This is a genomic window from Bradyrhizobium sp. CCBAU 11361, assembly GCF_028128935.1.
Classification (GTDB): domain Bacteria; phylum Pseudomonadota; class Alphaproteobacteria; order Rhizobiales; family Xanthobacteraceae; genus Bradyrhizobium; species Bradyrhizobium niftali.
In genome coordinates this window covers 252,245-277,400 of record NZ_LBJZ01000196.1, presented here as the reverse complement: position 1 = coordinate 277,400, position 25,156 = coordinate 252,245, and the positions used below count along the sequence as shown (strand labels likewise).

General features: G+C 65.4%; 18 protein-coding genes. 10 read left to right on the top strand and 8 right to left on the bottom strand.

The window, feature by feature from the left end:
* Positions 1–206: 206 nt before the first annotated feature.
* The 3 genes from XI08_RS38075 (at position 207) to XI08_RS38065 (ending at position 5,516) form a co-directional block, all read left to right on the top strand.
* Positions 207–956, top strand: a complete 750-nt coding sequence (locus tag XI08_RS38075; RefSeq protein ID WP_271578352.1) for a HugZ family pyridoxamine 5'-phosphate oxidase — start codon at positions 207–209, stop codon at positions 954–956.
* Positions 957–1,020: 64 nt separating this feature from the next.
* Positions 1,021–3,615, top strand: coding sequence for a CHAT domain-containing tetratricopeptide repeat protein (locus XI08_RS38070; RefSeq protein ID WP_271578351.1), 2,595 nt, complete (start codon positions 1,021–1,023; stop codon positions 3,613–3,615).
* 284 nt (positions 3,616–3,899) lie between these two features.
* Complete coding sequence (locus XI08_RS38065) at positions 3,900–5,516, top strand: phosphoenolpyruvate carboxykinase (RefSeq protein WP_271578350.1); 1,617 nt, start codon at positions 3,900–3,902, stop codon at positions 5,514–5,516.
* A 252-nt stretch (positions 5,517–5,768) separates the two neighbouring features.
* Here the strand turns inward: XI08_RS38065 and XI08_RS38060 are convergent, their stop codons facing one another.
* Both XI08_RS38060 and XI08_RS38055 read right to left on the bottom strand, forming a co-directional pair.
* Positions 5,769–6,584, bottom strand: a complete 816-nt coding sequence (locus XI08_RS38060) for an acyl-CoA thioesterase (protein WP_271578349.1) — start codon at positions 6,582–6,584, stop codon at positions 5,769–5,771.
* A 223-nt stretch (positions 6,585–6,807) separates the two neighbouring features.
* Complete coding sequence (locus XI08_RS38055; protein WP_271578348.1) at positions 6,808–9,324, bottom strand: glycogen/starch/alpha-glucan phosphorylase; 2,517 nt, start codon at positions 9,322–9,324, stop codon at positions 6,808–6,810.
* A 207-nt stretch (positions 9,325–9,531) separates the two neighbouring features.
* Between XI08_RS38055 and XI08_RS38050 the strand changes: the two genes are divergently transcribed.
* A complete protein-coding gene (locus XI08_RS38050; RefSeq protein ID WP_027547504.1) occupies positions 9,532–9,765 on the top strand; it encodes a hypothetical protein in 234 nt (77 codons plus the stop codon).
* A gap of 64 nt (positions 9,766–9,829) precedes the next feature.
* Here XI08_RS38050 and XI08_RS38045 read toward each other — a convergent pair whose 3' ends face one another.
* Positions 9,830–10,123 (bottom strand): GIY-YIG nuclease family protein, encoded by a 294-nt coding sequence (locus XI08_RS38045; RefSeq protein WP_271578347.1) that lies wholly within the window; start codon positions 10,121–10,123, stop codon positions 9,830–9,832.
* A 182-nt stretch (positions 10,124–10,305) separates the two neighbouring features.
* On the opposite strand from XI08_RS38045, the gene XI08_RS38040 reads away from it, so the two are divergent.
* The gene (locus XI08_RS38040; protein ID WP_271578346.1) at positions 10,306–10,737 is read left to right on the top strand and encodes a hypothetical protein; all 432 of its coding nucleotides are present in this window, start codon (positions 10,306–10,308) and stop codon (positions 10,735–10,737) included.
* Between the two features lie 153 nt (positions 10,738–10,890).
* Here XI08_RS38040 and XI08_RS38035 read toward each other — a convergent pair whose 3' ends face one another.
* Both XI08_RS38035 and pyrE read right to left on the bottom strand, forming a co-directional pair.
* Positions 10,891–11,667 (bottom strand): DUF2865 domain-containing protein, encoded by a 777-nt coding sequence (locus XI08_RS38035; RefSeq protein WP_271578345.1) that lies wholly within the window; start codon positions 11,665–11,667, stop codon positions 10,891–10,893.
* A gap of 248 nt (positions 11,668–11,915) precedes the next feature.
* Positions 11,916–12,479, bottom strand: coding sequence for an orotate phosphoribosyltransferase (gene pyrE / locus XI08_RS38030; RefSeq protein ID WP_027547500.1), 564 nt, complete (start codon positions 12,477–12,479; stop codon positions 11,916–11,918).
* A gap of 184 nt (positions 12,480–12,663) precedes the next feature.
* On the opposite strand from pyrE, the gene XI08_RS38025 reads away from it, so the two are divergent.
* Positions 12,664–13,290, top strand: coding sequence for a glutathione S-transferase family protein (locus XI08_RS38025; protein WP_135179291.1), 627 nt, complete (start codon positions 12,664–12,666; stop codon positions 13,288–13,290).
* Between the two features lie 140 nt (positions 13,291–13,430).
* Here the strand turns inward: XI08_RS38025 and XI08_RS38020 are convergent, their stop codons facing one another.
* The 3 genes from XI08_RS38020 to XI08_RS38010 all read right to left on the bottom strand — a co-directional run bounded on the left by XI08_RS38020 (position 13,431) and on the right by XI08_RS38010 (position 18,632).
* Positions 13,431–14,066 (bottom strand): LysE family translocator, encoded by a 636-nt coding sequence (locus XI08_RS38020; RefSeq protein ID WP_271578344.1) that lies wholly within the window; start codon positions 14,064–14,066, stop codon positions 13,431–13,433.
* 244 nt (positions 14,067–14,310) lie between these two features.
* Positions 14,311–17,376 carry a DNA polymerase I gene (gene polA / locus XI08_RS38015; protein ID WP_271578343.1) on the bottom strand — a complete coding sequence of 1,022 codons (3,066 nt, stop codon included), beginning with the start codon at positions 17,374–17,376 and terminating at the stop codon, positions 14,311–14,313.
* Between the two features lie 188 nt (positions 17,377–17,564).
* Positions 17,565–18,632 carry an acyltransferase family protein gene (locus tag XI08_RS38010; RefSeq protein ID WP_271578342.1) on the bottom strand — a complete coding sequence of 356 codons (1,068 nt, stop codon included), beginning with the start codon at positions 18,630–18,632 and terminating at the stop codon, positions 17,565–17,567.
* 193 nt (positions 18,633–18,825) lie between these two features.
* Between XI08_RS38010 and XI08_RS38005 the strand changes: the two genes are divergently transcribed.
* From XI08_RS38005 to XI08_RS37990, 4 genes are all read left to right on the top strand, one after another.
* A complete protein-coding gene (locus XI08_RS38005; protein ID WP_271578341.1) occupies positions 18,826–20,142 on the top strand; it encodes a UDP-glucose dehydrogenase family protein in 1,317 nt (438 codons plus the stop codon).
* Positions 20,143–20,265: 123 nt separating this feature from the next.
* Positions 20,266–22,740, top strand: a complete 2,475-nt coding sequence (hrpB, locus tag XI08_RS38000) for an ATP-dependent helicase HrpB (protein ID WP_271578340.1) — start codon at positions 20,266–20,268, stop codon at positions 22,738–22,740.
* Positions 22,741–22,869: 129 nt separating this feature from the next.
* Positions 22,870–23,382 carry a TIGR02281 family clan AA aspartic protease gene (locus tag XI08_RS37995; RefSeq protein WP_027547491.1) on the top strand — a complete coding sequence of 171 codons (513 nt, stop codon included), beginning with the start codon at positions 22,870–22,872 and terminating at the stop codon, positions 23,380–23,382.
* A gap of 190 nt (positions 23,383–23,572) precedes the next feature.
* Positions 23,573–25,072: a phosphomannomutase/phosphoglucomutase gene (locus tag XI08_RS37990; protein ID WP_271578339.1), complete on the top strand. Its 1,500-nt coding sequence runs from the start codon at positions 23,573–23,575 to the stop codon at positions 25,070–25,072.
* The last annotated feature ends 84 nt before the right edge of the window (positions 25,073–25,156 follow it).

Genomic DNA, 25,156 nt, shown 5'->3' with positions numbered 1-25,156 from the left:
CTTGAAACGGCGAGCAATCCAGTGATGCGCCGCATACATGGGTCCCGAACTTGGCGTTCGAACTTTGTCACCGAGCAATGCAAGCTGGGCTGAAGTGTGACCAAGTTCCACGAAACACGGCAGATTCGCCGCATCCCGACCCATAACCGGATCCCCGTTTAGCCGAAAAAAGACCCCCTTTGCAACCACCTGACCAGAGAAAGCCCATGCAACCGACCCCCGATTTCGACCCCGGAAAGCTCGCCAAATCGCTGCTCAGGCGGTCGCGGCAGGGCGCTCTCGCGACGTTGATGGTGGGCAGCGGCGATCCCTATTGTTCCCTGGTCAATCTGGCGAGCCACCCGGATGGCTCGCCGATCCTGCTGATCTCGGGGTTGGCCGTGCACACCAGGAACATCCTGGCAGATGGCCGGGTCTCCTTGATGCTGGACGAGCGTGCCGCCGGCGATCCGCTGGAGGGCGCCCGGATCATGCTGTCCGGCCGGGCGGAGCAGGCCGGCGCCGAGACGGATCTGCTTCAGCGGCGGTATCTGAATGCCCACCCGTCGGCGGAAGCCTTTGTTTCGTTCAAGGATTTTTCGTTCTTCAAGATCCGGCCCACGGGAACCCATCTGGTGGCCGGCTTCGGCCGGATCGTCGACCTCAAGCCGGAGCAGTTCCTCACCGACCTCAGTGGTGCCGAGGACCTGCTGGCGGCGGAGGAGGGCGCGGTGGAGCACATGAATGCCGACCACCGCGACGCCATGGGCCTCTACGCGACCAGGCTGCTCGGCGCGGCCGCCGGCGACTGGCGCTGCACCGGCTGTGACCCTGAAGGCCTCGACATGCAGGACGGCCAGACCGCGCTGCGGCTGGAGTTTCCGGAGCGGGTGACCGATGGCACGGCGCTCCGCAAGATGCTGGTTCGCCTCGCTGGCGAAGCGCGCTTGAAGATGGACCAGAGCGCAACCATTTGAACGCCGCCGCCCATCGCTGCGACCCAAGACCGTGATGGTCTCAAGGCTGGCAGCGAGAGGGTTCATGACGCATCGTCGTTTGGCGTTGGCCGCGGGTCTGGCGCTCGCGATCACCACGTCGCTTGCCACACCCGGTCTTGCCCAGAAAGCGGATCTCGCTGCACAGGGCGCTCGGATCAACGCGCTCAACCAGGCCGGCAAATATGCGGAGGCGCTGCCCCTGGCGCAGGCCATGGTGGCGAGCCTGGAGAAGGGCAACGACGGCCGCGAACTCTCCGCCGCGCTCAACAATCTCGGCCAGGTCTATGCCGGCCAGGGTCGCGACGATCTGGCCGAGCCGATCTACAAGCGCGCCATCGCGCTGATGGAGAAGTCGCTCGGCCTCGACACCACCTTGATCGCGCCCGAGCTGAGCAACCTCGCCGCGCTGTATCAGCGGCAGGGCCGCTTCACTGAAGCCGAGCCGCTGTTCAAGCGCGCGCTCGCCATTCGCGAAAAGGCGCTGTCGCGCGAGCATCCCGATGTCGGCCAGGCCCTCAACAATCTCGCCACGCTCTACGTGAAGCAGGAGCATTTTGCCGACGCCGAGCCGCTGTTCCAGCGGGCGCTCGCGATCTATCAGAAGGCCGCCGGGCCCGAGCATCCCGCGGTCGCCACGGTGCTGAACAACATCGGTCAGGTCGATCGCGACCTCAACCGCGATGCCGAAGCCGAGGCGCCGATCAAGCGCTCGCTCGCGATCCGCGAAAAGGTGCTGGGGCCGGATCATCCCGACGTCGCGCGTTCGCTGAACAATCTCGCCGGGCTCTACGAGCACCAGCAGCGTTATGCCGATGCCGAGCCGCTCTACCGGCGCGCCCTTGCGATCCGCGAGCGTGCGCTCGGACCGGATCATCCTGACGTCGTGACCTCGACCAGCAACCTCGCCTATTTCCTCTACGTCTCCGGGCGCACGGCCGATGCCTTGCCGCTGGCGGAAAGGACGCTTCGCAGCGGCCGCGCACAGCTGCGTGTGGTGCTGCCGATCCTGTTTTCCGCGCGGCAGCAGCATCTCCTCTCCGACGACAAGGCGCTTGACGAGGCGCTGGCCGCGATCCAGCGCGGCACGCAATCTTCCGCCGCCTCGGCCGTGAACAAGCTCGCGGTGCGGCTTGCGGCCGGCAGCGACCGGCTCGCCGAGCTCGTGCGCAAGGAGCAGGATCTCGCGGCCGAGGCCGAGGCGCTCGACAAGGCGATCACCACGGCGGTGTCCAAGCAAGCCGCGCAACGCGACGTCGCGGCCGAGCAGCGCAGCCGCGCGCGGATCGCGGCGATCGCGAGCGAGCGCGCCGTGTTGCAGAAGACGCTCGCCGTCGAGTTTCCCGACTATGCCTCGCTCTCCAATCCACTGCCGCTCGCGGTGAAGGACATCCAGCCGTTGCTGTCGGCCGATGAAGCGATGACGATCTATTCCGTCGTGGACAAGCAGGGCTATGTCATCGCGATCACGCGCGAGGGCGTCGACTGGAAGGAGATTCCGCTCGGCGCGGACGCGCTGGCGCGGAAAGTGTCGGCGTTCCGCAAGGGGCTCGACGTCGGCAAGGCACACGATGCCTCCGGCAAATCCGGCCTGTTCGACCTCGCGCTCGCCAACGAGCTCTATGTCGCGCTGCTCGGCCCGGTCGAGGCGCTGACGAAAGACAAGCGCAGCCTGCTGGTAGTGCCGTCGGCCGCACTGACCGCGTTGCCGTTTCATCTGCTCGTCACGGAGAGGCCGCAAGCTGCGATCCCGGACAAGCTCGAAGGGTATCGCAACGCCGCCTGGCTGTTGCGGCGTCAGGCCGTCTCGGTGCTGCCGTCGGTGATCAGCCTGAAATCGCTGCGGGCCTTTGCGCGCAAGGATCAAGGCGTCAAGCCAATGACCGGCTTCGGCGATCCCGTGTTCAACCCCGCAGTCGAAGGGCCGGCCGATCGTCGCGCCGCGAGCGGCAAGGTCGCCGCGCGCAGCATCGCGACGATTGCCTATACCGACTTCTGGCGCGGCGCCGGCGTCGACCGTGCGCGGCTTGCGCAAGCGTTGCCGCAACTGCCTGACACTGCCGACGAACTCAACGCGGTGGCCAGGGATGTCGGCGCGGGCGAGGTCGACATCCATCTCGGCCGCGACGCCAGCGAAACGACGCTCAAGCGTGCAGCGCTTGCTCAATACAGCATCATCTACTTCGCCACCCACGGTCTTGTCGCCGGCGACGTCAAGGGACTGGGCGAGCCTTCGCTCGCGCTCTCCATTCCCGATCAGCCCTCCGAGCTCGACGACGGTCTTCTCACCGCGAGCGAAGTCGCCCAGCTCAAGCTCAATGCGGATTGGGTGGTGCTGTCGGCCTGCAACACCATCGCAGGCGACAAGCCCGGCGCAGAGGCCCTGTCGGGATTGGCGCGCTCGTTCTTCTATGCCGGCGCTCGCGCGCTGCTGGTCTCGCATTGGGCAGTGGATTCGGAAGCTGCCACCCGCTTGACCACGTCGACATTCGCTCTGCTCAAAAACGAACCAGGAATCGGTCGTGCCCAAGCGTTGCGCCGCGCCATGTTGACGTATCTCGACGACGCCTCGTCGCCGCGCAATGCCTATCCTGCGATGTGGGGACCGTTCGCACTGATCGGCGAGGGTGAGGTACGATAGACCGCCCAAGGGAATTGTGCGTCGCAATAACCCCCGATAACGTCGAAACGCGCATTTGGTTGCGCGATCATTCGTGATTTTTTGATGCGCCTGCTCAGAGCTGACATGCGCGACGTTTGGCGCGGTCCTTGAATAAACCAAATCCTGCGGGATCGGCTTGGCAACGCCAGCGTTCATCAGTATTAGGTCGCCCAACCTAGGCTGGATGGCCTATTATTCACGGTGACCGCGACGGCGCCAAAGCATGACCGCGCTAAGTGTCGCGGGTTCTAGGAGGATATTTCGTGCAAGAGACGGGCGTGCGCAACGGTGCCTTCGGTGCCGACAAATTCGGCTTAAAGAATCTCAAACAGGTTCACTGGAACCTCGGCGCACCGCAGCTTTATCAATACTCACTCTCCGCGGGCGAGGCGGTGCTGTCCGCCGACGGCGCGCTCTGCGCCGACACCGGCGAGTTCACGGGCCGCAGCCCCAAGGACAAGTTCACGGTCCGTGACGCCACCACCGACAAGAAGATGTGGTGGGCCGGCAACCAGTCGATCACCGCGGAGCAGTTCGAGACGCTCTATCAGGACTTCCTCAAGCACGCCGAAGGCAAGAGCCTGTTCGCGCAGGACCTCTACGGCGGCGCTGATCCGGCCTACCGGATCAAGACCCGCGTGTTCACCGAGCTCGCCTGGCATTCGCTGTTCATCCGCACGCTGCTGATCCGCCCCGAGGCGGGCGAGCTGTCGACCTTCACGCCCGAGCTCACCATCATCGACATGCCGAGCTTCCGCGCCGATCCGAAGCGCCACGGCTGCAAGTCGGAGAACGTCGTCGCGATCGACTTCGCCCGCAAGATCGTGCTGATCGGCGGCTCCTACTATGCCGGCGAGATGAAGAAGTCGGTCTTCACCACGCTGAACTACTATCTGCCCGAGCGCGGCGTGATGCCGATGCACTGCTCGGCCAATGTCGGCGCCAACGGCGATGCCGCGATCTTCTTCGGGCTATCAGGCACCGGCAAGACCACGCTGTCGGCCGACCCGAACCGCACCCTGATCGGTGACGACGAGCACGGCTGGGGACCCAACGGCGTCTTCAATTTCGAAGGCGGTTGCTATGCCAAGTGCATCAAGCTGTCGAAGGAAGCCGAGCCCGAGATCTACGCCGCCTCGACGCGCTTCGGCGCGGTGCTCGAGAACTGCGTGCTCGACGAGGACACCCGCGTTGTGGACTTCGACGACGGCTCCAAGACCGAGAACACCCGCTCGGCCTATCCGCTCGACTTCATCCCGAACGCTTCGCGCACCGGCCGCGCGCCGCAGCCGAAGAACGTGGTGATGCTCGCCGCCGACGCCTTCGGCGTGCTGCCGCCGATCGCAAAGCTGTCGCCGGCGCAGGCGATGTATCACTTCCTGTCCGGCTACACCGCCAAAGTCGCGGGCACCGAGCGCGGTCTCGGCAACGAGCCGCAGCCGGAATTCTCGACCTGCTTCGGCTCGCCCTTCCTGCCGCTCGATCCATCCGTCTACGGCAACATGCTGCGCGACCTGATCGCCCAGCACAATGTCGATTGCTGGCTGGTCAACACCGGTTGGACCGGCGGCAAATACGGTGTCGGCTCGCGCATGCCGATCAAGGTGACCCGCGCGCTGCTGACCGCAGCCCTCGACGGTTCGCTTCGCAACGTCGAATTCCGCACCGACAAGTATTTCGGCTTCGCAGTCCCGACCGCGCTGCCGGGCGTGCCGAGCGAAATCCTCAACCCGGTCAACACCTGGAAGGACAAGGACGAGTTCGACAAGACCGCCCGCGCGCTGGTCGGCATGTTCCAGAAGAACTTTGCCAAGTTCGAAGCCCAGGTCGACGCCGAAGTGCGCGCGGCCGCGCCGGACGTGAAGCTGGCGGCGGAGTAGGTTCGCCGCGTTTGAAATGCAAAAGGGCGGCCGCGAGGCCGCCCTTTTGTTGGTGGGGCTTGTGTGAGCCCCGGCGTAAGCCACACACTCGGTGTCGTCCCGGCGAAGGCCGGGACCCATACCGCGTGATCTCTCGAGGGAGTGCGGTGCGAGTACCGGCGAAGAAAACGTCACTACAAATCTTCGCCAAACTGCTCCCTGTGGTTATGGGTCCCGGCCTTCGCCGGGACGACGCGGTGGAGGTAGCCGTGCTCACGCCTTGAAATACGCAATCTGCGTCGTGGTCGCGAGCAGCCGTCCGTTCGGCGACCACAGCTCGGCGTTCTGGTCGGCGTAGCTCTTGTGCATGATCTTTGAATCGGCGGTCGCCAGCACGCGCGTGATGTCCTCGGCCGCGAGCTCTTCGCTGTCGGTGTGGAAATAGGTCGTCAGCGACACCGTGCCGAACGGCACCAGCTCGCGCCGCGCGTGGAAGATGCGGCCGAAGAAGGCGTCCGACATCGACATCAGCGACAGCATGTCGAGCCTGCGCGGGGTGCGGTCGCTGATCCAGATTTTCGAATAGGTGCTGGCAAGCTCGGCCTGCGGCGGGCCGATCCGCATCTCGCCCTCGACGAAGCGGAATTCATACTGGTTGGCCCAGGACGCCGAGAGTTTCGGGAATGGCAGCGTCTCTTCGAACGGCTTTGCGTCCGGGACCGTCGCCACCCTGTGCTCCCAGGACGGCCGCCGCTCGGCGAACACCGCGGTGGCGAGCGTCGCGACCTCGCCCCCGCCCTGCGACAGTTCGACGCTCCAGTGCTGGCTGGAACGGTTGGCCTTCACCAGCCGCAAATCGAGATCGAACGGCCCCTTGGCGATCGGGGCGCAGTAATTGACGGTGACGGCGAGCGGATCGCCGGCGGCTTGCGGATGCTCGATCAGCGCGCGCAAAATGGTCGCGGCGGTGGCGCCGCCGAACGGCCCGACGAAGGCCCAGTAATCGTCGCTGGTGTGCCCCTGCCAGCTGGAGTCACCGGCGGTGATGCGGGTGGCGTCGTCGAACGGGTGCGGGAGCTTGGCGTGCATCGGAGGTCCTCGGTGTCTCCCCGACCGTCATTGCGAGCGCAGCGAAGCAATCCAGAGTCTTTCCGCGGAGACAGTCTGGATTGCTTCGCTGCGCTCGCAATGACGGTGTGGTCACGGCGTCCGTATCGCTGGCGCCGCCTTGGGGATGATGACGATCATATCATCATCCCCGTCCCGAGATGCAATAACCTCGCAGGTAACGCCGATTTCACACTGCGGAAAATCAGCCCGCGACGTCGCGCAGGTTTGGCAGGAGCGGCGTGGTCGGATTGACCGGCACGTTCCAGATCTCCTCGGCATATTCGCGGATGGTGCGGTCGGAGGAGAACCACGCCATGCGCGCGACGTTGAGGATGGAGGCGCGCGTCCAGGCCGGCGCCACCTGCCAGCGCGCATCGACCGAACGCTGCGCCTCGTAATAGGAATCGAAATCGGCGCTGACCATGTAATGGTCGAGATAGCGCAGCGCGTGCGCGATGGATTCGAAGCGGCCGGGGTCGCCGGGCGAGAACTCGCCGGCGCCGACCGCATTGATGGCGCGCTGGAGCTTTGGCGAATTGCGGATCACGTCGGAGGCATCCAGCCCCTGCTTGCGCCGGATCATGACGTCGCCGGCCTCCATGCCGAAGATCGCGATGTTCTCGTTGCCGACGTGGTCGCGGATCTCGATATTGGCGCCGTCGAGGGTGCCGATGGTGATGGCGCCGTTGAGCGCCAGCTTCATGTTGCCGGTGCCGGACGCTTCCATGCCGGCGGTCGAGATCTGCTCGGACAGGTCGGCCGCGGGGATGATCACTTCCGCGAGGCTGACATTATAGTCGGGCAGGAAGACGACCTTCAGCTTGCCGCCGATCGCGGGATCGTTGTTGACGACATCCGCGACGTCGTTGATCAGCTTGATGATCAGCTTGGCGTATTTGTAGCTCGCCGCCGCCTTGCCGGCGAAGATCTTCACCCGCGGCACCCAATTGCCGTTGGGATCGTCCTTGATTGACTGGTACAGCGCGACCGTCTCGATGACGTTGAGCAGCTGGCGCTTGTATTCGTGGATGCGCTTGATCTGCACGTCGAACAACGCGCTGGGATCGACCTTGATGCCGAGCCGCTCGCCGATCAGCCGCGCCAGGGCCGTCTTGTTGTGATGCTTGACGGCACGGAATTTCTTCTGGAATTCCACGTCGCTGGCGCGCGCCTCGATCAGCGAGAGCTGCGTCGGATCGTCGAGCACGGCCTCGCCGCAGGTCTCGCGCAACAGGTCGGTCAGCTTCGGGTTTGCCAGCATCAGCCAGCGGCGGAAGGTGATGCCGTTGGTCTTGTTGGTGATGCGGCCGGGATAGAGATGGTTGAGATCGTGGAACACGGTCTCGCGCATCAGGTCCGAATGCATCGCCGAGACGCCGTTGATGCGGTGCGAGCCGACGAAGGCGAGCTGGCCCATGCGCACGCGGCGGCCGCTCTTCTCGTCGATCAGCGAGACCGAGGCGCGGAAGTCGATGTCACCGGGGGCGCGGGCCTCGGCGAGCGCCAGATGCTGGACGTTGATGCGGTAGATGATCTCCAGATGCCGCGGCAACAGGCGCTCGAACAGCTCGACCGGCCAGGTCTCCAGCGCTTCGGGCAGCAGCGTGTGATTGGTGTAGGAGAGCGTGGCGACCGTGATCTTCCACGCCTCGTCCCAGCGGAAATTGTGCAGGTCGACCAGGATCCGCATCAGCTCGGTGACGGCGAGGCTCGGATGGGTGTCGTTGAGCTGCACCGCGACCTTCGACGACAGGCTGCGGAGCTGGCCGTCGGACGACAGATGCCGCTTGACGAGATCCTGGAGCGAGGCCGAGACGAAGAAATATTCCTGGCGCAGCCGCAGCTCGCGGCCCGCCGGGCTCTCGTCGTTCGGATAGAGGAATTTGCAGATCGCTTCGGCGCGCGATTGCTCGGCGCTGGCGCTGACATAGTCGCCCTTGTTGAAGGCGTCGAGCTTCAGCGGATCGGGCGAGCGCGCCGACCACAGGCGGAGCGCATTGACGTGCTGGCCGCGCCAGCCGACGATCGGCGTGTCATAGGCGATCGCCTGCACGGTCTCGCCCGGATGCCAGATCGCGCGGTCGCGGCCCTTGTCGTCGACATGCTCGACGCCGCCGCCGAAATGAATGTTGTAGATCACTTCCGGCCGCTGCAATTCCCAGGGATTGCCGAAGCCGAGCCACTCGTCCGGATATTCCTGCTGCCAGCCTTGGTTGATGATCTGGCGGAACAGGCCGTAATCGTAGCGGATGCCGTAGCCGATTGCGGGGATCGAGAGCGTCGCCATGCTCTCCATGAAGCAGGCGGCGAGCCGCCCGAGGCCGCCATTGCCGAGCGCAGCGTCCGGCTCGCATTTGCGCAGTTCAGGCAGAGAGACGCCGAGATCGCCGAGCGCGACCTCGAAGATCTTGAGCAGCCCCATATTGTTGAGCGCATCGGTGAAGAGGCGGCCGATCAGGAATTCGAGCGAGAGATAATAGACGCGCTTGCGCCCCGCGTCGTAGCTGTGCTTCTCGGCCGTGAGCCAGCGATGCACGATGCGGTCGCGCAGCGCGAGCGCCGCGGCCTGGTACCAGTCGTGCCTGGTCGCCATGCCGGCGTCCTTGCCAATGGCAAGACGCAGCTTCGCCAGGATCGCGCCCTTGATCTCGGCCAGCGCGAGCTCGTCAATGGGCTGGCCGGAGGCGGCAAAATTGGGCTGGAACGATTGATCTTGCAAGGCCGTCACTTCCTGGTCGACAGAAACACCACTAACCCTACGCGTCTTGCCTCTGCACCGGAACTGTCGCCGGTGCGGCCGTGCACTGCGCCGGCGTAAATTTATGCAAGGAACGGGCCGATTTGGGAACCCGGACGAGCACGGAGAAGCGTGGATTTGGTGCTAGCATGGCGACCAATTCAGCCATCAGTGTGGAGGAGATGCGCCATGAGACTGCTGATCGAAATCGCCGCTGCGGCCCTGCTCGTCGTCTGCATCTCCGCCTCCAGCGCTGCGTTTGCTGCCGGCAAATCCAGCCGCAGCGCCGACGGTTTGAGCTGCGGCTTCACCGTCCCGCAAAACGCAACGCCAGCCGCCCGCTGCGCCGCGATCAAGCGCCAATGCGGCGGCAAGTTTTACGCCAATGCGTGCGGGGACAGGTTGATATCGGCGGCGAATTGAGGCGGCTGACTTGCTAAGAAGATGGTGTCGTCCCGGCGAAGGCCGGGACCCATAACCACCGCTGTCAGAGAAGATGCGAGAGATCGCGCCAATCCGGATTTTCTTGCTCGATCAAGCGAATCTTCCAGTCGCGTCGCCACTCCTTCAGCGCCTTCTCGCGCGCGATCGCTTCGGATGGCGAAGCATAGGTCTCAACGTAAACAAGTCGCGTCACGCCGTACTTGCTGACGAACTTTGAACCGCGTCCCGAGCGATGCAATGACAGGCGATTGCTGAGGTCGTTGCAGATGCCGACGTATAGCGTGCCGTAGCGCCGGCTCGCGAGGATGTAGACGTAGTACGCGTCTGGTGCATTCATTGCTGAGCGCCCATTTCCGAAACGTCGAACAGCGGTGGTTATGGGTCCCGGCCTTCGCCGGGACGACATTGTAGAGGCGTCGGAACAAATTAAGAACACTTTAACAAGTCTTTGATATATCATTGTGATTCGGCGCGTTGCCGATACAACATCTAGCGTCTGTCCGACTTTGCGAGGACTACATGTCCACCATTGCCTTCGACCAGTTTGCCCTCACCCGCATCGCCGATTTCGCGCGCTCGCTGTCGCGGCTGCATCAGGCGGCGCGGCGCCAGAGGATCGATGACGACCAGCTCGACCGCGAGTTCAACGCGGTGTGCCAGTCGATCTGGGGCTACACCATCGACGACATCAGCGACGATCTGTTCGCGGTCGAGGATCATCTGTTCCTCGACACGCTGGACGAAGCGCATGCGCGCATCTTCGCGGCCGAGCAGGGCTATGACCTCGTTGGCGATCAGGGCATGCTGACCGACTGGTGGGGTTTCTGCTGGATGATCCTGGCCGAGAAGCGCGGGCTGCTGACTCAGGAAAACCGCGCCGCCGCCCGCGCGGCGATCGAGGAGAAATATCTGGCGGCGCCGAATGTGATCGGGGTGATTATCGGGAGGTGACTCTCCATCCTCGTCATTGCGAGCCAACGGGTCCGCGCAAAGCGCGGCCCGATGACAGGCTCCGCGAAGCAATCCAGAATCCTTCCGCGGAGGGATTCTGGATTGCTTCGTCGCAAGTGCTCCTCGCAACGGCGGCTTGGTTACAGTCGGGTCCTAATCCAGCCCCGCCCGCTTCGCCGGCTTCGCCTGCGTCTTCGGCACGGTCACATCAGGCAGCGCTTCGCGCACGATCTCGGCCGACGCCGGCGCATCTGCCGCCACCGTCTCTGCGCGCACCGGTGCCACCTTCATCTCGCCGAGCCGCGCACGGACCTGTGCGGTGAGGCCGGGATAGGAGGCGACCGGGGTGAACTCCGCGGTCTGCTCCATGCCGAGGCGGACGCCGGTATAGGCGACGAGGCCATCGCTGGTCGCGATCACGTCGCCAGCTTTCAGCGAAGAATCCAGCGCGAGATCGACCGGGGCGAGGCCGACCGGCTCGCGGCCGTTGCAGGTGCAGTCCGCGCGCAGCGCCTTGCGATAGGCGAATGCGTTCTCGCTGTCGGCGTAACGCTCGCCGGTCTGCGAAGCGGCGCCGTCGATCGAGGAGCCGAAATAGACCTTTGTCGCGGTGGCAGGACAGAACGCCTGACACATCTGGGCGGGCGAGGTGAGGCCGCGCATCAGCGGAAAATATTTGCCGTCGCAGCTGCGCACGCAGAACGCCGGGCCCGAGCCGCCGGCGGCCGCCGCGCGTGTCGGCGGCACATACTGGGCTGCGGGATTCGGCTGGCCGGTGAAGGGATCGGCGTAGGAGTTCGTCTGCTGCGGCACCTCGCGCTGCGGCCGTTGCTGCTGCATGCCGCCGAAGAAGAAGTCGAACAGGCCTTCAGCCGAAACCGGGGCGGGAGCTGCAAGCAGCGGTGCTGCCAGGGTGGCGGCCACAAGCATCGCGCGACGCCGCCGGCGCGCATGGGGCATGACTGTACGCAATGCTGGCTCCACCCGACGCTACTGAACCGGCCGGGACCATCAGGTCTCAGCACATGATCCACCCTAATGCAGGATGGTAAATGAGCAGTTGAGCGGAGGCGGATTCAAGTCGAGGCCGTGACCTCTTCAAGGCCAGGCACAGCTTCCGGCGGATCGTTGCTTCCGGGCCACGCCCGGGCATGGACGGCCGGGACGGTTTCGCGGCCTCAAGCCTTCAAAAACTCCGACGCCTTGTACAGCGAGCGGAACGGCAGGCCGGCCGCGCCGAAGGTGTCGGTGGCGCCTTCCTCGCGGTCGACCATGGTCAGCACCAGCACCACCTCGGCACCGGTCTCGCGCACGGATTCCACCGCCTTCATCGCCGAGCCGCCGGTCGTGGTGACGTCCTCGACGATCACGACGCGCTTGCCTTGAAGCGTCTCGCCCCTGGGCAGGCCTTCGATCGCGAGCTTGGCGCCGTGCTCCTTCGGCTTCTTGCGCACGAAGAACGCCGCGATCGGATGGCCCTTGATCCATGAGATCTGCGCCAGCGCGCCGGCGAGCGGCACCGCACCCATCTCGAGCCCGCCGATGAAATCGAGATTGTCGTCCTTCAGCGCCTCATAGGTCAGCTCGGCGAGCAGCGTCGCGCCTTCGGGGTCGAGCATGGTCGGCTTGAGGTTGAAGTAGAAATCGCTCTTGCGGCCCGACGCGAGCGTCACCTCGCCGCGGCCGAAGGAGCGCCGGCGGATGATTTCGAACAGGCGGGCGCGGGAGGCTGATTTCGACACGGCGGTCCCTCGGGAGCGTTTTTGGAAGTGGCGGAATTTATCCGCGACGGCCGCGACATTCCAGAGGGGACCGGCCCAGTCAACAGGGATCGGCCGACGATCGGCCATCCCGGACCGCCGGTTGTGGGGGCGCAGCCTCCTGGAGTAGGTGAGGGCTCATGCCTTTTGGGGAAGGAAACGACGCATGACCATCGAGCTGCACACCTGGAACACGCCGAACGGCCGCAAGATCTCGGTTGCGCTGGAGGAAATGGGGCTGCCCTACAAGGTGATCCCGGTGAACATCACCAAGGGCGAGCAGATGGCGCCGGAGTTCCTGAAGCTCTCCCCCAACAACAAGATCCCTGCGATCGTCGATCCCGAGGGGCCGGACGGCAAGCCCGTCAGCATCTTCGAATCCGGCGCGATCCTGCTCTATCTGGGTGAAAAGACCGGCAAATTCCTGCCGAAATCGCTTACGGGTCGTATCCCGGTCTACGAATGGCTGATGTGGCAGATGGGCGGCTTCGGCCCGATGCCCGGCCAGGTGCACCATTTCATCGCGCTCGAGAACGAGCAGGACCGCGCCTACGGCCTGAAGCGCTTCATGGCCGAGACCCGCCGGCTCTACGGCGTGCTCGACCGCCGGCTGGCGGACCGCGACTTCGTCGCCGGCGACCTCTCGGTTGCCGATTTTGCCATCCTGGGCTGGGCCTGGCGCCACCCTCGCCACAAGGTTGAGCTGGCGGATTTCCCCAACGTCAAGCGCTGGTACGAGGCCCTGATGGCCCGGCCGGCGGTGAAGCGGGGAATGGACGCGAAGCTGGATTGATCGAGGAAGCTGTCATCGCCCGCCTTGTGCGCACTCGCGCACTGGGGCGGGCGATCCAGTATTCCAGAGGCGGCGGAGATTGAGCCGAGAAGTCTCGGCGTACTGGATGCCCCGGTCAAGCCGGGGCATGACAGTGTGCCTCACACCCTCTTCGCTTCCACCGCCATCCTGACCGCAAGCCCGGCCAGCACCGTGCCCATCAGCCAGCGCTGCACCAGCATCCAGCTCGGCCGGTTCGCCAGGAACAGCGCGATCGAACCTGCCGCGAGCGCGATCATCGCGTTGACGCTGACGCTGATCGCGATCTGGATCGCCCCCAGCACCACCGACTGCGTCAGCACGCTGCCGGCTGCGGGATCGATGAACTGCGGCAGCAGCGCCAGATACAGCATCGCGATCTTCGGGTTGAGCAGGTTGGTGACTAAGCCCATCGCGAACAATTTGCGCGGGCTGTCGATCGCGAGCGTCTTCACCTGGAACGGCGAGCGCCCGCCGGGCTTCACCGCCTGCCAGGCCAGCCAGAGCAGATAGCCGGCGCCGGCAAAGCGCAGCGCGTCATAGGCAAAGGGAATGGCGAGCAGGAGCGCCGTGATGCCGAACGCCGCGCACAGCATGTAGAACACGAAGCCGAGCGCCACGCCGCCGAGCGAGACGATACCCGCGGCGGGCCCCTGCGTGATCGAGCGCGAGATCAGGTAGATCATGTTCGGTCCCGGCGTGAGCACGAGGCCGAGGCAGACGAGGGCGAAGCCGAGCAGGGCTGGGGTGTGGGGCATGGGTGAACCGGTGCGGGAGACGGCACGGTTCTAATCCCCCCCCCCCCGGTGGTGCCATCGCGCAATTGCTCGGAGGACAATTGGATTCCGCCTCACCTCCGGTGTCGTCCCGGCGAAGGCCGGGACCCATAACCACGAAATCGAGTTGGGCGAGGACTGCCAACTAACATCTCGCGCCACAACTTCTCCCTGGGGGTATGGGTCCCGGCCTTCGCCGGGACGACACCTGAGATGAAAGCCGCCTCTAATGCGCCTCGTCCCAGTTGTTCGCCGCGCGCGCATCGACGTGCAGCGGCACCGACAGAAGCACGGCCGGGAACGGCGCGTCCTGCATAACGTGCTGCACAACCGGCAGCGTCGCCTCGACCTCGGCGTCCGGCACCTCGAAGATCAACTCGTCGTGCACCTGGAGCAGCATCTGCGCCGAGAGCTTCTTCTCGGCGAGTGCATCCTCCACGCGCGTCATGGCACGGCGGATGATGTCGGCGGCGGTACCCTGGAGCCGGGCGTTGATCGCGGCGCGCTCGTTGAAGGCGCGCACCGAGGCGTTCGAGGCCTTGATGTCGGGATAGTGGCACTTGCGGCCGAACAGCGTGGTGACATAGCCGTGGCTCCGGCAGAAATCCCGCGTCTCGTCCATATAGGCGCGGATGCCGGGGAAGCGTTCGAAGTACTTCTTGATGTAGGCCGAGGCCTCCTCGCGCGCGATGCCGAGCTGGTTGGCGAGGCCGAAGGCCGAGATGCCGTAGATGATGCCGAAATTGATCGCTTTCGCGCGGCGGCGGATCTCGCTCGGCATGCCCTTGATCGGCACGCCGAACATTTCCGACGCGGTCATGGCGTGAATGTCGAGACCGTCGCGGAACGCCTGCTTCAGCACGGGGATGTCGGCGATCTCCGCCAGCAGCCGCAGCTCGATCTGCGAATAGTCGGCGGAGACCAGCTTGTGCTCGGGCGTCGCGATGAAGGCGCGGCGAATCTTGCGGCCGTCCTCGGTGCGCACCGGGATGTTCTGCAAATTCGGCTCGTTCGACGACAGCCGGCCCGTCGTCGTCGCGGCCAGCGCGTAGGTCGTGTGCACGCGATGGGTGTGCGGATTGACGTAGGTCGGCAGCGCGTCGGTGTAGGTCGATTTCAGCTTGGAGACCTGGCGCCACTCCAGAATCTTCTTCGGGAGGTCGTGGCCCTGCTCGGCGAGCTCGTCGAGTACCTGCGCGGTGGTCGACCACGCGCCGGTCTTGGTCTTGGTGCCGCCCGGCAGGCTCATCTTGCCGAACAGGATGTCGCCGATCTGTTTGGGGCTGCCGACATTGACCGGCTCGCCCGCGATCTCCTGGATCTCGGCCTCGACGCGCGCCGCGGTCTGGGCGAAATCGCCCGACAGCCGCGACAGCACCTGACGGTCGATGGAGATGCCGCGCCGCTCCATGCGCGCGAGCACCGCGACCAGCGGCCGTTCCAGCGTCTCGTAGACCGCGGTCATGTGCTCTGCGATGAGGCGCGGCTTCAGCACGCGCCAGACGCGCAAGGCCATGTCGGCGCCTTCCGCCGACAGCGGCGCGGCCTTGTCGATCGGCACCTGGTCGAAGGTGATCTTGCCCTTGCCGCTGCCGAGCAGCTCGCCCTCCTTCAGCATGGCGTGGCCGAACCAGCGCTCGGCGAGCGATTCCAGCCCGTGCGAGCCGCGGCCGGCGTCGAGCACATAGGAGATCAGCTGAGCGTCGTCGGTGTTGCGCAAGGTAATGCCGTGCTGCGCCAGCATGACGGCGGTGAACTTGACGTCGAAGCCGATCTTGAGAATGCCTGATGATTCTAGCACCGGCCGCAACGCGTCGATCGCGTCGGCATGCTTGACCTGGTCGGGCGCGAGGCCGGCGTCGAACAGGCCGGCGCCGCCGCCGGACTGCTTGTGCGCCAGCGGCACGTAACAGGCATCGTTCGGCGCGAGCGCCAGTGCAACGCCGCAGAGATCGGCCTGCATCGGATCGATGGAGTTGGCACGGATCTCGATCGCGACATGGCCGGCATCGTGGATGCGCGCGATGAAGGCGTTCAATTCGGCGAGCGTCTTGATGGTCAGGTACTTGGCGCGGTCGACCGGAAGCTTGCGTAGCGCCTCCTCGCGCGCGGCGGCGAGCGAGATCGGCGCGCCCTTGACGCTGGCCGACTTGTCGCCTTTGTCGCCGCCCGTCGCCGTCGCGGCGGGGGTGGCGAAGAGATCGCCGGAGGCCTCGGACGGTTTTGCTTTCGCCGCGCCGTCGCCGCCCCTGGCGCCGCTGCTGTTCGACGCATCGGCATCGACATTCGCCGGATCGATCTGCGAATAGTCCGCGACGCGGCGCGTCAGCGTCGTGAATTCCATCGCCTTCAGGAAGGCGATCAGCTTGCGCGCATCGGGCTCGTGGACGGCGAGGTCGTCGAGCGGCACCTCCAGCTCGACCTTGTCGTCGAGCAGCACGAGTTTGCGGGAGATCCGCGCCTTCTCGGCGTTCTCGATCAGCGCCTCGCGGCGCTTGGGCTGCTTGATTTCGGTGGCCCGGAACAGGAGCTGCTCGAGGTCGCCATATTCGACGATCAGCTGCGCCGCGGTCTTGATGCCGATGCCGGGCACGCCGGGCACGTTGTCGGTGGAATCGCCGGCAAGCGCCTGCACCTCGACCACCTTCTCCGGCGGAACGCCGAACTTCTCGATCACCTCGGGAACGCCGATGCGGCGATCCTTCATGGTGTCGTACATCGTAATCTTGTCGTTCACGAGCTGCATCAGGTCCTTGTCGGAGGACACGATGGTCGTGGTGGCGCCGCGCTCGGTGGCCTGCCGCGCATAGGTCGCGATCAGATCGTCGGCCTCGAAGCCGCCCTGTTCCAGGCAGGGCAGGTCGAAGGCGCGCACGGCCTCGCGGATCAGCGCGAATTGCGGGATCAGATCGTCAGGCGCCGGTGGCCGGTGCGCCTTGTACTCGGGGTAGATCTTGTTGCGGAACGTGACCTCCGACTTGTCGAACACGATGGCCAGATGCGTCGGCCGGTTGTCGGCCGGCATGTCGCGCAAAAGCTTCCACAGCATGTTGCAGAAGCCGAGCACGGCGTTGACCTGAAGGCCATCCGACTTGCGGTTCAGTGGCGGCAGCGCGTGATAGGCGCGGAAGATGTAGCCGGAACCGTCGACCAGGAAGATGTGGTCGCCCTTGCCGGCCGCCTTGGCGGCGACCGGTTTGGCAGCAGCTGGCGCAGCGGCCTTGGTCTCGCCGGCTTTGGGCGCAGCCTTGGTGTCAGCTTTGGCGGTGGTCTTCGGGGATGTCTTGGGCATGGCCGCAATGTATGAATTTTTGCGAGCTTTGACAGCCTTGGGAGGGGGATTTTTGGGCTGATGGCGCCGCTATCCCCACCGTCATTCCCCGCGAAAGCGGGGGATCCAGTACGCCGCGGCTTCTCGGCTTAATCACTGGCGTCTCGGCGTACTGGGTCGCCCGGTCAAGCCCGGCGACGACAGCGTGGCTACTCCGCCGCCTGCAACCGCACGCCCGCCTTCTTCGGCGCGATCCAGAATGCATCCGGCCGTTCGAACAGGAAATTGGCACCGAGCCGCCGGGCCAGCTGCCAGATCGCGAGCGAACCGAACACGCCGGCGATGGTGACGATCAGCGACACCGTGCCGATGTCGGGAATGATTCCCGTGCGCAGCAGCAGCGTTCGCGTCGCCGCCATCGGCAGGAAGAAGGCGAGATAGATCACGATCGAATGCTCGCCGCAGAAGCGGAAGAAGTTCAGCCACTGCGCGCGCGCGAGCAGCGTGCCCATGGTGATGATGGCGCAGGCCCCTGCAAAGCCGAGCACGAGTGAGACGATCTTCCATTCGCTGGCGCCGACTGCGACGAGGCCGGCATTGACCAGCGCCCAGGTCGCGAGTGCTGCGAGTGCGGGCGCAGGATGGTTGCGCGCGCGATCCGACAGCGCGAACACGTAGGGCGCGAACAGGTAGCCGGAATAGAAATAGACGAAGCGTGCGCAGAACTCGTCGATCGCGGTCCAGCCGGTCGCGATGCGCGCCGTCTCCAGCGCGGCGGCGACGAGCCAGATCGCGAGCGGCGGGACGCGTCGTGTCAGTTTGGTGACGACGAAGAAGACCGGCAGCAGATAAATGAACCAGAGCGTGCCGAACGGCTCGATGAAGGATTCGAGGTATAAGAGGCCCACCTCGCGCCAGCTCGTCTCCGCCGCGAAGGCGGGCGCCTTGAAGCCGAACTGGATTGTCACCCAGACGACATAGAAATAGGCGAAATGCACCACCTTGCGGTCGAGATAGGTTCGCCAGTCGCGGTCGATCACCAATGACAGGAACAGGCCCGAAATCAGGAAGAAATCCGGCATCCGAAACGGCTTTGCAAAGGCCACGGCGACATGCATGAAACCGGTCCCGCCGGCGGCGAGCTCGACCCCCAGCACCGAATGCATCATCACGACCATGACGATGCAGATGCCCTTGGCATAGTCGACCCAGTCGACACGCGCGGCAGCCGGGGGCTTGAATCCCCCGCTCGCGGCGATTGTGCCGGTTGCTGCCATGGTGTCCCTTTTCGAGCCGTGTTCCGCCCGGTGCTGTCCGGGCGAGAGGCAGTGTGGAGCCTTGCGGCTTACGATTTCTTTACCGGTACAATTCGCGTGCCGGTTTTTGCGCGCGGACGGTTCCCTCGCCCCGGGAAAATGCTAAACCGCCCCATGTTGGGGTTTCGTTAACCAAGCCAAAACAGGGTTTTCCATGCGAATCGCGATGATCGGAACGGGCTATGTGGGACTGGTGTCCGGAGCCTGCTTTGCGGATTTCGGTCACGACGTCACCTGCGTCGACAAGGACGAGAAGAAGATCGCGGCACTCCATCGCGGCGAGATCCCGATCTACGAGCCCGGGCTCGACGAGCTGGTCGCGAGCAACGTCAAGGCCAAGCGGCTCGACTTCACCACCGACCTGTCGAAGCCGGTGGCGGATGCCGATGCCGTCTTCATCGCGGTCGGCACGCCGTCGCGCCGCGGCGACGGGCACGCCGATCTGTCCTATGTCTACGCCGCCGCGAAAGAGATCGCGCAGTCGCTGTCGGGCTTCACCGTCGTGGTGACGAAATCGACCGTGCCGGTCGGCACCGGCGACGAGGTCGAGCGCATCATCCGCGAGACCAACCCCAAGGCCGACGTCGTCGTTGCCTCGAACCCCGAATTCCTGCGCGAGGGCGCGGCGATCCGCGACTTCAAGTATCCCGATCGCGTCGTGGTCGGCACCTCCGACGAGCGCGGCCGCAAGGTGATGGGCGATATCTATCGCCCGCTGTCGCTGAACCAGGCGCCGCTGATGTTCACGGAGCGCCGCACCGCCGAGATGATCAAATACGCCGCCAACGCGTTCCTCGCGACCAAGATCACCTTCATCAACGAGATCGCGGATCTCTCCGAAAAGGTCGGCGCCAACGTGCAGGAGGTCGCGCGCGGCATTGGCCTGGACAACCGCATCGGCACCAAGTTCCTGCACGCAGGTCCCGGCTTCGGCGGCTCGTGCTTCCCGAAGGACACCAAGGCGCTGATCAAGATCGCGCAGGACTACGACGTGTCCCTGCGCATCGTCGAATCCGTGCTCGCCGTCAACGAGAACCGCAAGCGTGCGATGGCGCGCAAGGTCAGCCAGGCGCTCGGCGGCTCGCTGCGCGGCAAGACCATCGCCGTGCTCGGCCTCACCTTCAAGCCCGACACCGACGACATGCGCGACGCGCCGTCGATCCCGCTGGTGACCGGCCTGATCGACATGGGCGCCAAGGTCAAGGCCTTCGATCCCGTCGGGATGGAGCAGGCGAAGGGCGAACTGCCCAGCATCATTTATTGCGAGGACGCCTATTCCTGCGCGGAAGGCGCCGATGCGCTCGTCATCGTCACCGAATGGGTGCAGTTCCGCGCGCTGGATCTCGACCGGCTGAAGGCGACCATGGCGCAGGCCGTCATCGTCGATCTTCGCAACATCTACCGCCCCGAAGAGATGGAAGCGGCCGGCTTCACCTACGAGAGCATCGGCCGGCCGTCGGTGCAGGGCTGATAGCTACACATTGTTGTCATACCCCGCGAAGGCGGGGTATCCAGTAATCCGCGATCTTCGTGACAACCGGGATCCGAGTTTACTGGATCACCCGCATGCGCGGGTGATGACGGAAGCGAGATTTTGCCCCGCAACTTCGACACGCCCCTCCCGATCGATGCCGTGCTCGGCGATTTGTCGCGCACGCTCGAGGCACACAATGCTGCCGTGCTGGTGGCGCCGCCCGGCGCCGGCAAGACCACGCGCGTGCCGCTGGCGCTGCTCGATGCGCCCTGGGCCAAAGGCAAGAAGATCATCGTGCTGGAGCCGCGGCGCATCGCGGCGCGCGCCAGCGCCGACCGCATGGCCAAATCGCTCGGCGAGCGGGCAGGTGAGACCGTCGGTTATCGCGTCCGTTTCGGCTCGAAAATCTCGCGCGCGACACGCATCGAGGTCGTGACCGAAGGCATCTTCACCCGCCAGATCATGGACGATCCCGAGCTCTCCGGCGTTGCCGCCGTCCTGTTCGACGAATTCCACGAGCGTTCGCTCGACGCCGATCTCGGCCTTGCGCTGGCGCGCGACGCGCAAACCGGCCTGCGCGAGGATCTGCGCATTCTCGTGATGTCGGCAACGCTCGACGGCGCCCGCGTCGCAAGGCTGCTCGGCGAGGCCCCCGTCGTCGAAAGCGAGGGCCGCGCCTTTCCGGTCGAGACGCGTTATCTCGGCCGCAAGGCGGATGCGCCGATCGAGCGGCAGATGGCGGATGCGATCGCGTCTGCGCTGCGCGCCGACAGCGGTTCGGTGCTGGCGTTCCTGCCCGGCGCCGCCGAAATCCGCCGCACCCAGAATTTTCTGGCCGAGCGCGTGCAGGACGCCAGTATCGAGATCGTGCCGCTGTTCGGCGCGCTCGATGCCGCCGTGCAGGATCGCGCCATTGCGCCGGCGCCGAAGGGCACGCGCAAGGTGGTGCTGGCGACCTCGATCGCGGAGACCTCGCTCACCATCGAAGGCGTGCGCATCGTGGTCGATTCAGGGCTTGCCCGCGTGCCGCGCTACGAGCCCGATATCGGCCTGACGCGGCTCGAGACCGTTCGCGCCTCGCGCGCTGCGGTCGACCAGCGCCGCGGCCGCGCCGGCCGCACCGAGCCCGGCGTCTGCCACCGGCTCTGGGACGAGCCGCAGACGGCCTCGCTTGCGCCCTACACCCAGCCGGAAATCCTCAGCGCCGATCTGTCCTCGCTGGTGCTCGATCTGGCGCAATGGGGCGTGGCCGATCCCGCCGCGCTGTCGTTCCTCGACCCGCCGCCGCAGCCGGCCTGGAAGGAAGCGAAGAGCCTTCTCAGCGAGCTCAACGCGCTGGACGGCGACGGCCGCATCACCGCGGAAGGCAGGAGCCTGCGCGCGCTGGCATTGCCGCCGCGGCTGGCACGCATGATCGTGGACTCGCATCGCGCAGGCAGCGGCGAGGCCGCCGCCGAGATCGCTGCCATCCTCACCGAGCGCGGGCTCGGCGGCGACAGCGCCGATCTCGAGTACCGGCGCGATCAGTTCCGCCGCGACCGCTCGCCGCGCGCGTCGAGTGCGCGCGACCTCGCCCGGCGCTGGGCCTCGCAGGTCGCGGCGTCGGAGAAGGCGGGGCAGCAGGAAGATCTCTCGACCGGCCTGATGCTCGCCTATGCCTTTCCGGACCGTGTCGCCCGTAATCGCGGCAATGGCAGTTTCGTGCTTGCCAACGGCCGCGGCGCCGCCGTCGAGCAAACCTCGTCGCTCGCCCGCGCGCCCTATATCGCGATCGGCGAAATGACGGGCACGGCCGCGAGCGGACGCATCCTGCTCGCGGCGCAGATCACCGAGGACGACATCGAGCGGCATTTCGCCGAGCATATCGAGACCGTGGACGAGACCTCGTTCGACCGCGGCGCGATGGCGCTGCGCGCGCGGCGCAAGCGCGCGCTGCATGCGATCACGCTCTCTGAAGCGACGCTGGCCGTGTCGCCGTCGGAGGAGACTGCGCGCATCTTCGCCGATGGGCTGATCGCCGCGGGCCTCGACCGGTTGCCCTGGTCGAAGGCGGCCAAACAATGGCGCGACCGCGTGATGTTCCTGCGCAAGGCCGAAGGCGACAGCTGGCCCGATCTGTCCGACGACGGGCTGATCGCACGGCGCGACGACTGGCTGGTGCCCGCGCTCTACGACAAGATTGCGCTCAAGGATATCTCCGCCGGCGATCTCTCCGATGCGCTGATGGCGCTGTTGCCGTGGGAGATGCGCGCGCGGCTCGACCGCGAGGCGCCGACGCATTTCGAGGCGCCGACCGGCACCGTGCTCGCGATCGACTACGAGGCCGAGCAGGGCCCGACCATCGCGGTGCGGCTCCAGGAGCTGTTCGGGCTCAACACCCATCCGTCGATTGCGGCCGGCAAGGTGCCGCTGGTGCTGGAATTGCTGTCGCCGGCGCAACGCCCGGTGCAGGTGACGCGGGATCTCCCGGGCTTCTGGCGCGGCAGCTACGCCGCGGTGCGCTCCGACCTACGCGGCCGCTACCCGCGCCATCCCTGGCCGGAAGATCCGGCGAATGCACTGCCGACCCGGCGGGTCAAACCGCGCGGCACCTGAGAAATCACGAACCCGCATTAACCGTCCGCTCATCCTTTTCGTCAAAATGGCAATGGCCCGGCCGCAGCGTCACTCGCGGGCGGTCGTGTCGCGTGGTGAAATCGAGCTTTCCGGCTCGGAAGTGGTGTGATGCGTAACATAATGATCTTCGCGGCCATCATGATCGGTCTCGGCACCTTCATGGCGCAGATGGCGGACAGGATGAGCTCCGCCTCCGCCACGTCCGCGCCGCGCACGACGGTCGCGGTCGCAGCCACGGCCCCGGCCGGTGGCCGCAGCCTCGCCATTGGCCGCGACGGCCGCGGCCATTTCCAGACCGAGGGCCGGATCGATGGCCAGCGCATCGGCTTCATGGTCGACACCGGCGCCTCCGTGGTTGCGCTGAACGAGACCTCGGCCGCCCGCTTCGGCCTGCGTCCCTCGCGCAGCGAATACAACGCCACCGTCTCCACCGCCAACGGCACCATCAAGGCCGCGCGCACCCGCATCGCCATGCTGGAGGTCGGTGGCCTCGTCGTGCGCGACGTCGAGGCCATGGTGCTGCCGGACGAGGCGCTATCGGAAAACCTGCTCGGCCTCTCCTTCCTGTCCCGCCTGAAGCGTTTTGAGTACGCCAACGGCCAGATGGTGCTGGAGCAGTAAGGGCCTCCCAGGGCGCCTGCGACCGTATATTTCAAAAAACGTCTCTGTTTCGACCGCTGTCGCGGTCAGATTTTCCCTGTTACCAAACTGCCGCAATTATAAGCCACAAGCTGCCATTCCCGCCTTCCGCTGCGGCCTGGCATTCGCTAAGGCTGCATCAGATCCTGCCCCCATTCACGAGACCGTCTCAATGTTTCCCAAGCCGAAATCCGTCTTGTTGCCCAACACCTACGCCTTCGAATCCGAGCCGATGGTGAAACCCACGGGTTTTCGCGAATACGACGCGCGCTGGCTGTTCCAGAAGGAAATCAACCTGATGGGAATCCAGGCGCTCGGCATGGGGCTGGGCGCGCTGATCGCGGAACTCGGCGTCAAGCAGGAGATCGTCACCGGCCATGATTTCCGCGGCTATTCGGCCTCGATCAAATACGCGCTGATCTCCGGCCTGATGGCGGCGGGGTGCAAGGTGCACGACATCGGGCTGGCCGTGACGCCGATGGCCTATTTCGCGCAGTTCGACCTCGACGTGCCCTGCTGCGCGATGGTCACGGCCTCGCACAACGACAATGGCTGGACCGGCGTGAAGATGGGCGCCAACCGTCCGCTGACGTTCGGCCCGGACGAGATGACGCGGCTCAAGGAGATCGTGCTGGGCGCCGAGTTCAAGAACAAGGTTGGCGGCTCCTACCAGTTCCACGAGAATTATCCGGCGCGCTACATCGCCGATCTCACCAGCCGTCCGAAGCTGACGCGCAAGCTCAAGGTCGTCGCGGCCTGCGGCAACGGCACCGCCGGCGCATTCGCGCCGCAGGTGCTGGAGGCGATCGGCTGCGAGGTGATCCCGCTCGACACCGAGCTCGACCACACTTTCCCGAAATACAATCCGAATCCGGAAGACATGGAGATGCTGCACGCGATCCGCGACGCGGTGCTGCAGCACAAGGCCGATGTCGGGCTCGGCTTCGACGGCGACGGCGACCGCTGCGGCGTCGTCGACAACACCGGCGAGGAGATCTTCGCCGACAAGGTCGGCGTGATGCTGGCGCGCGACATGTCCGCGATTCACAAGGACGCGCAGTTCATCGTCGACGTGAAGTCGACCGGCCTCTTCATCACCGACCCGGTGCTCCAGAAGCAGGGCGCCAAGACCACCTATTGGAAGACCGGCCATTCCTACATGAAGCGTCGCACCCACGAGACGGGTGCGCTCGCCGGCTTCGAGAAGTCCGGGCACTTCTTCTTCAACAAGCCGTATGGACGCGGTTATGACGACGGCCTGGTGTCGGCGCTCGCGATCTGCGACATGCTCGATCGCGCGCCTGGCAAGTCGATGGCCGACCTGAAGAACGCGCTGCCAAAGACCTGGTCGTCGCCGACCATGTCGCCGCATTGCGCCGACGAGGTCAAATACGGCGTCATCGACAAGGTCGTGAAGCATTTCGAAGGCTTGCAGGCGAAGGGCGCCAGGATCGGCGGCCAGGCGATCCGCGACCTCGTCACCGTCAACGGCGTGCGCGTCACGGTCGAGGACGGCAGCTGGGGCCTGGTGCGCGCCTCCTCCAACAAGCCCGAGCTCGTGGTCGTGGTCGAGAGCCCGGTCTCCGAGCAGCGCATGCACGACATGTTCGAGATGGTGAACAGCGTGCTGCGCACGCATCCCGAAGTCGGCGAGTACAATCAGAAGATCTGAGAGGGGCCAGGGGAGCACAACCCGCGCCGCAAATCTCCGCTGTCATGCCCCGGCTTGACCGGGGCATCCAGTACGCCGCAGCTT

Excerpts from the sequence above, each read along its gene's own strand:
- XI08_RS38075 (WP_271578352.1), top strand. The coding sequence starts at position 207 with ATGCAACCGACCCCCGATTTCGACCCCGGAAAGCTCGCCAAATCGCTG.
- XI08_RS38070 (WP_271578351.1), top strand. The coding sequence starts at position 1,021 with ATGACGCATCGTCGTTTGGCGTTGGCCGCGGGTCTGGCGCTCGCGATC.
- XI08_RS38060 (WP_271578349.1), bottom strand. The coding sequence starts at position 6,584 with ATGCACGCCAAGCTCCCGCACCCGTTCGACGACGCCACCCGCATCACC.
- XI08_RS38050 (WP_027547504.1), top strand. The coding sequence starts at position 9,532 with ATGAGACTGCTGATCGAAATCGCCGCTGCGGCCCTGCTCGTCGTCTGC.
- XI08_RS38045 (WP_271578347.1), bottom strand. The coding sequence starts at position 10,123 with ATGAATGCACCAGACGCGTACTACGTCTACATCCTCGCGAGCCGGCGC.
- XI08_RS38040 (WP_271578346.1), top strand. The coding sequence starts at position 10,306 with ATGTCCACCATTGCCTTCGACCAGTTTGCCCTCACCCGCATCGCCGAT.
- XI08_RS38035 (WP_271578345.1), bottom strand. The coding sequence starts at position 11,667 with ATGCTTGTGGCCGCCACCCTGGCAGCACCGCTGCTTGCAGCTCCCGCC.
- XI08_RS38025 (WP_135179291.1), top strand. The coding sequence starts at position 12,664 with ATGACCATCGAGCTGCACACCTGGAACACGCCGAACGGCCGCAAGATC.
- XI08_RS38020 (WP_271578344.1), bottom strand. The coding sequence starts at position 14,066 with ATGCCCCACACCCCAGCCCTGCTCGGCTTCGCCCTCGTCTGCCTCGGC.
- polA (WP_271578343.1), bottom strand. The coding sequence starts at position 17,376 with ATGCCCAAGACATCCCCGAAGACCACCGCCAAAGCTGACACCAAGGCT.
- XI08_RS38010 (WP_271578342.1), bottom strand. The coding sequence starts at position 18,632 with ATGGCAGCAACCGGCACAATCGCCGCGAGCGGGGGATTCAAGCCCCCG.
- XI08_RS38005 (WP_271578341.1), top strand. The coding sequence starts at position 18,826 with ATGCGAATCGCGATGATCGGAACGGGCTATGTGGGACTGGTGTCCGGA.
- XI08_RS37995 (WP_027547491.1), top strand. The coding sequence starts at position 22,870 with ATGCGTAACATAATGATCTTCGCGGCCATCATGATCGGTCTCGGCACC.
- XI08_RS37990 (WP_271578339.1), top strand. The coding sequence starts at position 23,573 with ATGTTTCCCAAGCCGAAATCCGTCTTGTTGCCCAACACCTACGCCTTC.